Raw genomic sequence first — 12540 nt, forward strand, 5'->3', positions numbered from 1 at the left:
TTAGAGGTTGGCTGGGGTGGAATTGGGCGACAATGCTACTGTGGGCTTGGACGCAGATAACGAATCTCAGCCGGATGCTTTGTTGACAATTGATGCGGGAGGTCGATCGCAAATTAGGGATGATGATGATGTGCGATCGCACTCTGTACAATCATCGCAGTGTTTGGTATTTGGTGGGAGGGACGAGCGCTTTTTTTTCACTCAAGCATCGCTTTCCGTTTAATCCTCGCATTATCATAGTAGAAATAGAATAAGATTGTGAAAGGTCAACAAATGGCACAAATTACCACGACTGAATTACCCCAAACCCTCCAGACTCTACTTATAGAGGTCGAACGTACCAAAACCCCTCTAACCGTCATCCATGAAGGAAAAGCATTAGTCATTATTTATCCTGCGACAACCCAAGCTCAACGCCCCAGCTTTGGTGCAATGAAAGGAAGCGGTGAAATATTAGGAGATTTAATTGCTCCTGTTGCCGAACAGTGGGAAGTTTTGGAATGAAACTTTTACTTGATACCCACATTTGGCTTTGGTATTTACTCGGCGATCAACGCCTATCGCTTCAACTTCAAACCGCGATCGCCGATCCTAATACTGAACTTTGGCTGAGTCCAATTAGCATTTGGGAGACGCTCATTCTTGCAGAAAAAGGAAGGATATCTTTACAGCCTGATCCGGTTACATGGGTTAACTTAGCTTTAAAAACTCTGGAAACTCGTGAAGCCCAAATGAATCACGCCATTGCCATTTTAAGTCGCGAGATTGCACTACCCCATCAAGACCCCGGAGACCGATTTATTGCCGCCACAGCCATTTACTATGGGTTAAAATTAGCTACAGTTGATGCCAACCTTACAAATAATTCGGTGCTACAAACACTCAGTTAAGCAATATTCTATATTTCTGTAGGCGATCGCCCTTTTTTTGCTGGGACGATTCCCTATTGGATAGCTACGCTTCAGGCCTGGAGTGCAACCATAGCCCTTTGAAATGGTGGAAATGGATCAGATTGTAAGTGGAAAAAGAAGTTGGGTAACACGAGTGTCAACGGAATAGGCAAGATGGGCGATCGCACTAAGGTATACTGCGACTACTTCGACAGACCTGAATATTATATCCATTCAACCTTTGATGCCAAATCTCTCATAAAGCATCTCTCTTAACCTATTGCTACCGCGTTTCACGAAGTCATCTTCAGATTCCTGCTCCAAAGGTTCACCAATTTGATTGCTGAAGTCAGATAAAAAAGATTGATTCTGGATTAAGCTCGACACCTCTTCTGAGAATTTTTGCTTTTCATTATTTGAAAATGAGAAGGGCGTCAACATAAGGAAAGTTCCTGCTGTTAAAGCCATTTGAAGGGATGGAAGAGTTAAATCAGATTCTGGCAGTGATTGAGTAGGTGATTGCTTAATCTCATCCATAAATTCCTTAAAATTACTCATCACTGATTGAGTAGGTGATTGCTCAATCTCATCCATAAGTTCCTTAAAATTACTCATCACTTAGTCTCACTTGGTAGGCCGATTTTTCCACGAACCATAAAAAGCACGAAGCAGCTTTTCAAATGACTTGACAACTTCCTCTATAATTTTACCTTTCGTTTTATCATCCAACCGATTCCATAGTCTGAAAAACCAATTAAATAGTTCAGATAGCCAACCAAACATCCGTATACTCCAAAGCTACGAAACAGAACCTCTAACCCAACCCTGTAATATTTGCTGCATATAAATAGCCAAGCTTACCTTTTCAATCGCTCGCAGTTTTCTGATATTGGCTGCGAGGAAATACTAAAGCCAGACTAAACGCTGATGAAGGTTGGGTTGCAACAGGAAACCCAACCTACAAATTCAAACTGAACTAACTATTTTTTTCCTTTACCTCCAAAAAGTTTATATATTCCGTATCCAACAGCAGCCGCCGCAGCAACAGGTGCAGCAGCAACTATGGCAGTACCAGCGATCGCACCTCCCCCGACAACGCCACCAATACCAGCAAGGGTGCCCATAATTGCAGCACCAGAAGCACCGCCAGCTACCGTTACAGCACCAGCACCAACTAGACCAGCAGCAGCCCCAATGTTTGTAGCTGTTCTTGCCGCTGCACGAGCATCATTCTCTTCCTCAGACAAGTTCGATTGCTCTTTGAACAAAGTTTCATTCATTATTTTTGCCCCAAGATAAGCTGGGCCTGCTGCTAATACCGCAGGAGCCGCCGCCATGCCACCACCAACCACACCACCTGCCGCAGCTAGACCAGAAGTAATTCCTGCTCCTGAAGTTGCTGCAACAGTCAACCCTGTCGCAGCACTGGCAGCCGCACCTACCGCAGCACCAGTTTCTGCAACCGCTTTGACTGTTTTGACTGTATTTCCATTAATTCCAATAGTTTTTTCTACAACATTTTCTACAACTTCGTCACCTGCTTTCCTGGCAAAATCTTCCCAATTCATAAATCAATTTATCCTTTTAATACTTGTTCCATTATCCTTAATAAATTAAAGGTTTGTCTAGCCAAAAAATGTTCTATTTTGCGGCCAATTTTCCCTCGCTTTTACTTTAATTTTAATCTAAGTTTGTACAACAATGTACGAAAATGTACGAAAATGTTGGCAGTTGTGAGCTACAATACACAAAACTCTCGCATCTCCCTGCCAGATGAATCTTAAAGAAATGTTAAATGTCGCCGATCGCATAGTTTTGGAGAAAACAGGTCACCACCTTGACGATTTACAGGAAGCGGTACTGCGGGGAACTCTACAACGCGAGACATACAAAGAAATAGCTAAAGATTTTAACTGTTCTGAAAGTCGCATCAGGGAAATTGGATCGGAATTATGGCAGATACTTTCAGAGAAGTTAGGAGAAGATGTCAGTAAATCGAATTTTCGCTCCACAATGGAGAGGTTGCAAAACTCTAATATTTTAAACTTTGCACAAGACATTGTAGTGAAAGGTAGTTTTAACACCTGTGGAGAAGGTAGACACCCGCCAAATATACCAAACTCACACCCACCAAATGAGGAAACATCTAACTCAAAACAAACTAAAACTTCGCATCAAGATTTAAGCGAAATGCCGGAGTTGGGCGATTTCTTCGATCGCCCCCTCGAACTCCACACCCTCACCACCTGGATTTTACAACAACGCTGTCGCCTCATCACCCTCACCGGCATCAGTGGAATCGGCAAAACCACCTTAGCAGTGCAACTCGTAAAACAAATTAAAGACGAGTTTGAGTACGCAGTTTGGTACACACTAGACGAATTCCCCAGTATAGATAAATTTCAATCTAACCTAATACAGCTTTTTTCAAATTCAGAAAAACAAGATTCATCCCCAACCAACCAGAAACGCTTACCGCTGATTAAGTATTTACAAAACCATCGCTGTTTAATAGTCTTAGATGACGTTCACAACCTTTTCTGTAGCGGCGAATTGGCAGGAAAGTATAAACCAGAATCCGAAGAATATCGCTCTTTATTTAAACAAATAGAAAAATTATCCCATCAAAGCTGCTTTCTGTTGATCGGTTGGGAACAACCGAGAGAAGTGACTCAAGCTAAAAGCCAAAATACTGCCCTTCGTACCTTACAACTCAAAGGTTTAGACATCGCAGCCGGACGGGGAATACTCAGAGATTATGGGTTAGAAGAAAGCGACAACAGTGAAACACTCATTCATCGCTACCAAGGCAACCCCCTATGGTTAAAAAGCGTGGCGAATCTGATTCAAGACTTGGGAGGAGGCGTGACAGAGCTATTACCAAATGATACTATATTGTTGCCAGAAGATTTGAAAGATGTTTTACAGCAGCAGTTCGATCGCCTATCCGAGCTGGAAAAACAAGTAATCTCATTGTTAGCGAAAGAAAGCCAGCCAATCAACCGGGCCAAATTGCTAGAAAATGACCAAATTCCGGCTTCAGATTTGCTAAATGCGCTGCAATCTCTATCGCGACGCTGCTTGATTGAACAACAAGCAAATTTTTACACGATTTCACCTGTACTGAGGCAATATGCGATCGCCTATGCGGTGTAATTGATATCTTTTAGTCTGCAGAGGCCGACTTAGTTTGTATAGTAGCCATTTCAATCGCCTAGTAACTAAATACATAAACTCGCACAAACAAAAACCGGGCAACTCCACAGTTACCCGGCAATCCTAACTTTAGACTTCAGACACATCTAAAATCTAAAACCTAAAATTCTTAAACAGCGACAGTCTTCTTAGCAGAAGAGCTCAATTCGCCCTTAGCATACTTAGCTGCAAAATCGTCCAAAGACACTTGCTTAATCTTTGTACCGTGACCAGCGCAACCGAAAGAGTTATAACGATCGCTACAAACCTTCTGCATATACTTGATCGACGGCTTCAAGAAGTGGCGGGGGTCAAACTCATCCGGCTTGGCAAACAAAGCTTCGCGCACTGCAGCAGTAATCGCCAAACGGTTGTCAGTATCGATATTGATCTTACGAACGCCGCACTTGATGCCCTTTTGGATTTCTTCCACAGGTACGCCGTAGGTTTCGCGGATTTTGCCGCCGTTGCTGTTGATAATTTCCAGCAATTCTTGGGGTACAGAAGAAGAACCGTGCATCACCAAGTGAGTATTCGGCAAGCGGCGGTGAATTTCTTCAATGCGGCTGATTGCCAAAATTTCGCCAGTCGGCTTGCGAGTGAACTTGTAAGCGCCGTGAGAAGTGCCGATCGCAACTGCTAGAGCATCAACGCCGGTTTGCTCGACGAAATCCACAGCTTGTTCAGGATCTGTCAGCAACTGATCGTGAGAAAGCGCACCTTCAAAGCCGTGGCCGTCTTCTGCTTCGCCCATTCCTGTTTCCAGAGAACCCAAGCAACCGAGTTCGCCTTCAACGCTAACGCCGATCGAATGAGCAACATTCACCACATCGCGAGTAACTTGAACGTTGTACTCGTAGCTGGCGGGAGTCTTAGCATCTGCTTCCAGAGAACCGTCCATCATCACGCTGGTGAAACCTTGGCGCATGGCAGAATAGCAAGTGCCGGGGGCATTGCCGTGGTCTTGGTGCATGGAAATGGGAATGTGAGGATAGGTTTCAACTGCTGCCAAAATCAAGTGGCGCAGGAAATTTTCGCCAGCGTAGGAGCGAGCGCCGCGAGAAGCTTGCAGAATCACGGGGCTGTTGGTTTCGTCAGCAGCGCGCATGATCGCTTGGATTTGCTCCATGTTGTTGACGTTGTAAGCCGGTAGGCCGTAACCATTTTCAGCCGCGTGGTCGAGCAGCAATCGCATAGGTACAAGCGCCATAGATATTCCTCCTAATTATTTGTGATTTTTGGGCAGTGAATTTTGGACAAGCTCAATTCTTACGATAATATTAAGACAATTTGCCACCGATCGCGCACTATCTTTCCAGATTTACTTAAAAGTTCAAAAAACAAAATTTTGAGTTCCGAGCATTCAACTCAAAACTCAAAATTCTCAACTTACAAATTTTTTATGGGTCGCCCGGGATTTGAACCCGAGACCAATCGGTTAAAAGCCGAATGCTCTACCGCTGAGCTAGCGACCCGCGAAAACATTGTTACCGCACACAATTTCTAATAGTAGCACCCCTCATTTGAAATAGCAAGTCTTTTTTAAATAAAATTTGCACTCATGCGAACCAGCATCTGGCAAGTCGCTCCCGGCTGCAAATAAATCATGTGTTCGCCAGTGTTGAGAGCATTTCGAGGAGCAGTCCAAGGTTCCAAACAGTAAAAATCCTTCCCCTTCAACATCCAGAAAACCAACTTCCCATAGCTGGAGTTGTAACTGAGGGTGAGCCGCAAGCCTTGGGCCGCGTCAGTGACAGTAGCAGCAAGACCAGTGAGTTCGTCAAAGGAAACATCAATTTCATCCAACGTCGGGTCAAAAACCCCAGTGAAGTAACCCTTTTGATTGGTGTTCTGATCTCTGTACTGCATCCCCGGAATCTCAAAGCGCAGCTTTGATTTGTCCGTCGCCAAAAAGTAGGGGTGCAAACCACTAGAAAACGGCATGGGTTCGGCAGACAGATTGGTGTATCGCTGAAAAATTTCCAAAGAATTGCCTTTAATCTGATAAGTAAAGGCTAGTTGGAAATCAAAGGGATAAACAGCCAGCGTCTTGTCACAGCTATTGAGAATTAGCGTAAGAGCGGCGCAACCCTCCGTAACTTGTTCGCCTACTGTCCAAGGCAAGTCTCGAGCAAAGCCGTGCTGTTTGAGCTGACGCTCCACTCCCTTGTGCGTGTAAGTACTGTCGGGGAGATTGCTGCAGATGGGAAACAGGATGGGAATCCCGCCACGTACAGTCAGATCGGGATTGGCGAACCGTTCCGCGTCCAAGTACAAGATTTCTTTGCCTTCAACCAGCCAGCTAGTGGCAATACCGCCCCGTTCCGGCACAACTTCTAGAGTAGAGTTAGCGGTTTCGTCGGAGAGGATATAGGTTTTGTACTGCTTTTGCTTGAGCGCGATCGCAAACACATTTGTCATCGGTAGTAGGTCATTGATCATTGGTTGTCAGTAAATCGGTCGTTAATAATTGGTCGCTAGTATCTTGATGTTCACCCATTACCGCCCCTATCCTCCCCCGGGTTCCTCGTTGTTCCGACCCCCATCGACTAACCAATGCTCCCAGCTATAGGAGGCAGGGCGATCCGGTGCTTGGAGCGTTTGCTGCTGCTACCTGGAACGATCGCTGAGGTGGGCTGCTGTTTGAGTGCGACTTCAAAAGATACACCCCTGGGAGGAAGATAGCTTTGGGGACTCGGCACTGCTCCTTGACTAGGAGATGGGGGCGCAATAAACGGTTCTTTGATGAATGGCTCTTTGGTAAATGGCTCTGGTTCCCGGCTAGGATTTTGAGGTTGAGTGGGGTAGATGCGCGGCGGCAAATTTTGATTCGCAGGCGGGTTTGACTCAATTGCAGGCCCTGTCCCGTTCGGGAAAAATGAGGAGTTGTCCGGCTGTTGGGGCGCAGCCGGCAAAGTCGGCAAAATCAAAGTAGGTTTGGGTTGTCCGGGGCTTTGCAGATTGCTTTCACCCGAGGTTCCCCCGGAACTTCGCCCTGGCTGGTATGTACCGCTCTTTGCCGATCCTGGCAATGGAGAATTTGGAGTTTTTGGTGTGGCTCCTGGCGGGACTAGGGCATCGAGAACTACAGAAGAGGGCATCGGTCGATCGAAAATACTAGAAATTTGCTCGACGCGTTTGAGGATGCGATCGGCAGCAGCTCCCTTCACCACCTTCGGCTGAAACTTTTTCACCTCCACAGGCAGAAACTCTACCTTCATATTCCTGTCTTTGAGCGATACTTTCAGGACTGCGGTATCGTAATCCCTGCGAGCATTCCCGCCGAATATAAAATTACCCAGCGAGTAAACTATCGGGCGGCCCTTGTAAATTTCTGCACCTTGCAATACCTGGGGATGGTGTCCCACTACCAAATCAGCTCCTTGGTCGATCGTGAACCGAGCCAAATCAATCTGCCAGTCCCCCGGATAATCGGCCAATTCGACTCCCCAGTGGTAATTAACAATAATCCAGTCTACCTGACCCCTAAGAGCTCGAATATCCTCGGCCACGCGATTGTTGCGGCGGGGGTTAGTGCCCGCTTTCCCTTGGTCGGCGACGTGAAGCTCGGCATCGTAATAGCCAAGGTAGGCAATCCGCTGACCCTTAACTTCAATAATATCTGGACGCCTCGCTTCTTTAATATCTCTGCCGACTCCCAGGTGTTGAATCCCACTATTATCTAGAGTATTCATAGTCTCCACCAGGCCCGGTTCCTCGTAATCCATAGCGTGGCTATTTGCCAGATTGACAATATCCACTCCTCCGGCTGTTAATACTTTCACCGATTCTGGATCGGCTTTAAAATTTAATTGTTTTTTCCCAGAGTCTAAGGTAGAGCGAGTCAGGGAGTTTTCTAGGTTAACCATCGCCACATCTGCTTGCCGGTACTCGTCCATATTGGCGAAAGCCCATTGGTGATCGTTGGCAGCAGATGCTCCGAGCGCATCCGATACATTTACATTTCCTCCGAACATCAGCGTTACTGTTGGGTCGTAAGGATTAGCAACTTGCTTTTGCTGTACTACTGGTACCACTTCTAAGGCGGCTTGCACGGTATCCGCACGTTTTGGAGGCGGCCCCGACATTACCGCAGTTTGCTGGTACCCGGATACTGGGGATACTGACCGTAGGGTCAGAGCTTCGTGGTAGCTGACCCAACACCCTAAAATAAATGAGGCAAGTGCCGAGCCCACTAGCAGCAGAGAACGATACGTTTTAAATTTAACCCAATCGACGACCGGTAGGGAACGGTAACGCCGCCGCTGGCGGTTTGCCGGAGTCACAATTCGCACTGACTGTTTCCACAGAATGTCTGCATCCCCAGCCAAGCGCGCGTGAATTCGCACTCCTTCTACTGCTGGCGAGTTGAGTCTCCAGAGTTGGTGGCAAATAAATTTGACTAAGCCTTCCCGGAGTGTGCTCCCGAGTAATGTAGTATCTGGCGCAAATTCGCGCTGGAATTCTACGAGGATTTGGACGCAGCCGGCATGAGCCTGTTCGACGCGGGCATAAATCCCTTCGGGGCGCAGCAAGCTGTCAATCCAATAATTTAGGGCTTGAAAGTTGCCCGATCGCGCTAGCTCCAAGATAGACGGCTGCGACCAATTTTCTGCGTACACCATCAATTAGCCTCCTTAATACGCACGAGCGATGACTCCAATTTGTTTTGAACGGAACCGCAATTCTTTTAGCTTAACCGCCACAGGTTCCGCTGCCCGTTTTGAAGCTAGTTGTTGGCCGCCACCATTTTCTACATTTAGGGGCTGCCTGCTGTCAGTGATTTTTATCACACTCCGGTCAATCGATTTTAGATTTTAGATTTTAGATTTTATATTGAGTTCACAGAGGGTACTCGGGGCCAGAACAAAAGTCGAAACAAAAGGTTTCTGGGGGAGTTGAGGTAGAAAAGAGCGAGATTTATGAGGCAGAGCCTGTTTTTATTGTCGCTGTTTGAGTGTCGCTTTAAAGCTTTCGCTTTGAGATTTGAGATTTGAGATTGAGCCAAGAGGCGTTAGTGGACGATCGAACAAACGTCCAAACAAGAGGTTTCTGGGGGACTTGAGGCAAAAGAAAGCGAGATTTTTGAGGCAGAGTCTGTTGTTGTCGCTGTTAATCGCGATCGCCCGAGTCAAGTCCTAATGCTCCGATCTATGCTGGCAAATGCCTCTCACGAGGGATGCCACTGGCTGCACAACCTGTATTTGGATAAATGGCGTACTAGATAGATTTGGTGGTAAAATCAAATTTGGTAACTCCCATCGGTACCAAAGTTGCGGAAAACGTGAAACTGGCCAGTCCACACGGCTGTGCCTTCCGATGTAAAACCCAAAGTACGTTACGGTAAACAGACCATATTTTAAGCAAGTTACACTGCGCAGGAGAACTGACAAATGCTACAGCGCAAAATCTATCAACTCTGTTGTGATGGTCGTGAGGTTTCTATTTTTCTTCGAGATCAGCAACGTTGGATAGAGCGCGCTCGTATCCTAGATATTGAAGGGGATCTAGTCACGCTGCGCTACGAAACCGACGAAGAAGACGAAATCAGCTCCTGGGAAGAAATGGTGCGTCTCGAAAGTATTGGAGCTGTGTCCCAGAAGTTGGCTTCGGTATCCCGAACTAACTGCGAACCCCTAGTTTCTGACGATTGTCCCGAAGCCGAACAAATTCGCAATCACTACCCCGACTCGAATTTGGAATAGTTTTGAGCTCGCGCTTGAGGCACAAGGAAAACTTGGGGGAAAAGAAAACGACTTTTCTCCCTTTTTTGTGGAGAAATTATGCAAAAAACCCGGTTTAGGCCAAACATATTCTGGGTTGTGACCACATAAGCTATTTTGCCTTTAAATTTAAGCTTGATGGCGGAATCTCCTGCCCACCCCACAAGAGCGTAAGTACACAGTAGTTTAAAAATTCAATACGCGACAGCTTACGCTGCTGAAACCGGGTTTTTTGTCTGGGTGCGTCCAGGACTGTTCTTTTGTTTTCTTTGCCTGCGGGCTGGTTTCGAGGTGCGCGACAGCTTATTCGCCGTCTGTTTCGCCATCTTCTAGGAAAAATTCGGACTCCGGTATCGCTTTAAACACCGGACAGAAACCGTCGGGGGTAACTTTAAAGCCAAACAAAGCACTGGACTGGTTCCAACAGCGCTGGCTGCGGTAGTGCTGGCAATTGCCACAGCATTCGAGGTTGGCCTGAACGGCGCTGCCTTGAAAAAGGAGTTCCCGCTGGGAGATGCCGCGCAGTACCAGTTCTTCGCCTTGCCAGCGCGCTTCTACCAAACCGGTATCGGCAAAATTGGCCCACCGAGGATCGCCTGTAATCGGACTCGGCAAGCTAATTGCTACCTCTGTCCCCAATTCGCTGAGTTCTCCCTCATAGTTAGTTTCTGGGATAGCGGGCTGCAAAAACATTTCCCCGATCGGCAATTCGACCAGTGTTCCGGCCGCCGGAGTGTGCAACTGGTAGCGGTTTCGCAGCTCGTCCAAGTTAGCCAAGTCAGCCAAATATGCAGGGGAACCGTGGAGTAAAATTACGTGCTGGGGACGCAAATTGTGGATGAGTTGGGTCGTCCCCGGCCCGTCGCAGTGTTCGGCTAGCAGATAAGTTTCGACACTTCTGACTGCTGATTCGGGCCTGTTGCCCAGCCAGTCGCTGACGGGATATCCTGGTTTTTGAGGCGCGAGCAAAATCCAAGGATTTGTGCCATCGGCAACATACAATGCCAAATCAGCTATTTGGTCAGTAATCACAATACAGGGCGTGGCTCCCAATTCGGGGCGTTGTTCGGCAGATAGTCGGCGGACACGGGGTTTCACCCTTTCGTCCCAAAACAAAGGTTGGTGCAGAGCAAAATTTTGGACGGCGGTGGGAAATTGGGGTAACAGCTCCAGATAAGCGTCGCACCCGTCGGCGACAGTGCCGTCCACCCAAATATCCAAGTCGCGGCCAGTAAAGTAGTGGTGACTGCGGAGCAGCATCAGCATTTCTTGGCCCAAACCCAGGGCCGGCGCGGGCAGCAGTACCGAGTACCCGTCGGCGATGGCGCGGTGGATGCGATCGGCTAACTGATTTTCCAGTTGTCGGCGGTGAGGGTGGCGCGCCGTGCCGTAACTGCCTTCCAAAATTAACACATCCGGCTTCATGCCCCTGAGTTCTCCGAGGGGCAAACCTTCCACCAAACGAGAATTGGACAGGAAAAAGTCGCCGGTGTAAACCACGGTGTAGGTGCGGTGCGGGGCGGCATAAGTCAGCAGCACAGTCGCCGCTCCGGGCAAATGGCCCGACGGGAACAACTGCACGCTCAGTCCTGGGCGCACTTCGAGCGGCGACTGCCAGGGGAGTCCCTGACAGAACCTGGACTCTGGCTGCTGAGCCAGTTCTGGCCAGTTGAGCGGTAGCAGTCGCGCTGTCACTTCGCTGGCGTAAATTGGCAAGTGGGGGAAAGATTGATGGAGTGCTAGCAAACCTCTGGCATGGTCAGAGTGGGCGTGGGTACACACCACAAAATCTGCTGGCAGCGATCGATTTAGTGTCGCTGACAGCGGTGCAATATCCTCTACACCGCAGTCGAGTAAAATGCGGTGCGGCCCCATTCGCACTAGGAGACAGACACCTTCTTGGGCGTGGCCTGCGCCGTAAGGTAAACAATCGAGATCCATCACTGCGGTTAGCTCCCTGCTTTGCACGCAACTTGCAGTATCGCCACATTTAAAGATTGGTTGCGACTGCATTCATTCGATGAAGTTCAGTCTCGGACGCTGAAACCGGGTTTGATGAACGAAAACACTTTGTTGCCGCCCTCGCTCCCGGTAAAAAAACCCGGTTTATCAAAGTTCTGGTGCGTAAGCCCTGGAGCTAAATGTTTGCTCGAAGGCTCCGGCTCCCGTCAAAGGGAAGTAATTGCACTTAAGATTTGATGCAGCGCCAAGAAGGCGATTTTCCGAAGGCATTTGCCTGACGGGCATTCGGTCTTCCACAAAGTTCATGCTACTGGTTCTGGCATCAAAAGTTACATTTTATTGCACCATGTAAGAGTAGCGAACTCGATCTCATATTCTGAGTTTTAAACTTTTTTCCACAATTTGCGCCTGCTAAAAGCTAGTCTTTTTTATGAGAAGATTTTAATTCAGATGTGCAAAGATCTTGATAAAACTTTACAATTCTTCATTTTTTGGGTGTTGAGGGCCGTGTATTGTCCAATCTGAAAAACGGAGAACCAGCATGGGGCTAGCTAACTGCTTTTGTCCGGCCAGACAGAGACTTTATGAGTTTGCTCGGTTTCTTTGTAAAAGTTTGATACATTCTTCTAAGCAAACCTTCTGGCTATCCCGGAGAGAGTTTAAATGGCTTTTTGACCCCGCCCAAAAACGGATATAAGTTTCCGCCAGGAATCGCCAGCAGCGCAAAGTTTTAGGCTCGTGTTCAAGCTCCAGATTCATCTGTGAAGTAA

The 12540-nt window shown here is 47.6% G+C and carries 11 protein-coding genes, 1 tRNA gene and 1 pseudogene; 6 read left to right on the forward strand and 7 right to left on the reverse strand.

Features of this window, described 5'->3' with window-relative positions:
• Positions 1-13: 13 nt before the first annotated feature.
• The 3 genes and pseudogenes from D0A34_03665 (at position 14) to D0A34_03675 (ending at position 890) form a co-directional block, all read left to right on the forward strand.
• Positions 14-136: pseudogene (locus D0A34_03665) on the forward strand (Uma2 family endonuclease).
• A gap of 137 nt (positions 137-273) precedes the next feature.
• A complete protein-coding gene (locus D0A34_03670) occupies positions 274-504 on the forward strand; it encodes a type II toxin-antitoxin system Phd/YefM family antitoxin (protein UNU18080.1) in 231 nt (76 codons plus the stop codon).
• Positions 501-890, forward strand: a complete 390-nt coding sequence (locus D0A34_03675; protein UNU18081.1) for a type II toxin-antitoxin system VapC family toxin — start codon at positions 501-503, stop codon at positions 888-890. The genes D0A34_03670 and D0A34_03675 overlap by 4 nt, the downstream gene beginning before the upstream one ends.
• A gap of 234 nt (positions 891-1124) precedes the next feature.
• Here the strand turns inward: D0A34_03675 and D0A34_03680 are convergent, their stop codons facing one another.
• On the reverse strand, positions 1125-1505 hold the full coding sequence (locus tag D0A34_03680) for a hypothetical protein (GenBank protein ID UNU18082.1): 381 nt from the start codon (positions 1503-1505) through the stop codon (positions 1125-1127).
• Positions 1506-1870: 365 nt separating this feature from the next.
• Positions 1871-2458 carry an RNA polymerase subunit sigma-24 gene (locus D0A34_03685; protein UNU18083.1) on the reverse strand — a complete coding sequence of 196 codons (588 nt, stop codon included), beginning with the start codon at positions 2456-2458 and terminating at the stop codon, positions 1871-1873.
• A gap of 220 nt (positions 2459-2678) precedes the next feature.
• Here D0A34_03685 and D0A34_03690 point away from each other — a divergent pair, with 220 nt between their 5' ends.
• Complete coding sequence (locus D0A34_03690; GenBank protein ID UNU22156.1) at positions 2679-4046, forward strand: AAA family ATPase; 1368 nt, start codon at positions 2679-2681, stop codon at positions 4044-4046.
• Positions 4047-4215: 169 nt separating this feature from the next.
• Here D0A34_03690 and fba read toward each other — a convergent pair whose 3' ends face one another.
• From fba to D0A34_03710, 4 genes are all read right to left on the reverse strand, one after another.
• A complete protein-coding gene (gene fba, locus D0A34_03695) occupies positions 4216-5295 on the reverse strand; it encodes a fructose-bisphosphate aldolase class II (GenBank protein UNU18084.1) in 1080 nt (359 codons plus the stop codon).
• A gap of 193 nt (positions 5296-5488) precedes the next feature.
• Positions 5489-5560, reverse strand: a tRNA-Lys gene (locus D0A34_03700).
• Positions 5561-5627: 67 nt separating this feature from the next.
• On the reverse strand, positions 5628-6527 hold the full coding sequence (locus tag D0A34_03705) for an aldose epimerase (protein UNU18085.1): 900 nt from the start codon (positions 6525-6527) through the stop codon (positions 5628-5630).
• A gap of 107 nt (positions 6528-6634) precedes the next feature.
• On the reverse strand, positions 6635-8710 hold the full coding sequence (locus D0A34_03710) for a CapA family protein (GenBank protein ID UNU18086.1): 2076 nt from the start codon (positions 8708-8710) through the stop codon (positions 6635-6637).
• A gap of 768 nt (positions 8711-9478) precedes the next feature.
• Here D0A34_03710 and D0A34_03715 point away from each other — a divergent pair.
• A complete protein-coding gene (locus D0A34_03715) occupies positions 9479-9790 on the forward strand; it encodes a hypothetical protein (protein ID UNU18087.1) in 312 nt (103 codons plus the stop codon).
• A 321-nt stretch (positions 9791-10111) separates the two neighbouring features.
• Here the strand turns inward: D0A34_03715 and D0A34_03720 are convergent, their stop codons facing one another.
• Positions 10112-11749 (reverse strand): MBL fold metallo-hydrolase, encoded by a 1638-nt coding sequence (locus D0A34_03720; GenBank protein ID UNU22157.1) that lies wholly within the window; start codon positions 11747-11749, stop codon positions 10112-10114.
• A 21-nt stretch (positions 11750-11770) separates the two neighbouring features.
• Here D0A34_03720 and D0A34_03725 point away from each other — a divergent pair, with 21 nt between their 5' ends.
• Positions 11771-12007, forward strand: coding sequence for a hypothetical protein (locus D0A34_03725; GenBank protein UNU18088.1), 237 nt, complete (start codon positions 11771-11773; stop codon positions 12005-12007).
• Positions 12008-12540: the final 533 nt, after the last annotated feature.

The organism is Microcoleus vaginatus PCC 9802 (genome assembly GCA_022701275.1).
GTDB classification, from domain to species: Bacteria; Cyanobacteriota; Cyanobacteriia; order Cyanobacteriales; family Microcoleaceae; genus Microcoleus; species Microcoleus vaginatus_A.

Coding starts and splice junctions, on each gene's coding strand:
- D0A34_03670 (UNU18080.1), top strand. CDS start 274: ATGGCACAAATTACCACGACTGAATTACCCCAAACCCTCCAGACTCTA.
- D0A34_03675 (UNU18081.1), top strand. CDS start 501: ATGAAACTTTTACTTGATACCCACATTTGGCTTTGGTATTTACTCGGC.
- D0A34_03680 (UNU18082.1), bottom strand. CDS start 1,505: ATGAGTAATTTTAAGGAACTTATGGATGAGATTGAGCAATCACCTACT.
- D0A34_03685 (UNU18083.1), bottom strand. CDS start 2,458: ATGAATTGGGAAGATTTTGCCAGGAAAGCAGGTGACGAAGTTGTAGAA.
- D0A34_03690 (UNU22156.1), top strand. CDS start 2,679: ATGTTAAATGTCGCCGATCGCATAGTTTTGGAGAAAACAGGTCACCAC.
- fba (UNU18084.1), bottom strand. CDS start 5,295: ATGGCGCTTGTACCTATGCGATTGCTGCTCGACCACGCGGCTGAAAAT.
- D0A34_03705 (UNU18085.1), bottom strand. CDS start 6,527: ATGATCAATGACCTACTACCGATGACAAATGTGTTTGCGATCGCGCTC.
- D0A34_03710 (UNU18086.1), bottom strand. CDS start 8,710: ATGGTGTACGCAGAAAATTGGTCGCAGCCGTCTATCTTGGAGCTAGCG.
- D0A34_03715 (UNU18087.1), top strand. CDS start 9,479: ATGCTACAGCGCAAAATCTATCAACTCTGTTGTGATGGTCGTGAGGTT.
- D0A34_03720 (UNU22157.1), bottom strand. CDS start 11,749: ATGGATCTCGATTGTTTACCTTACGGCGCAGGCCACGCCCAAGAAGGT.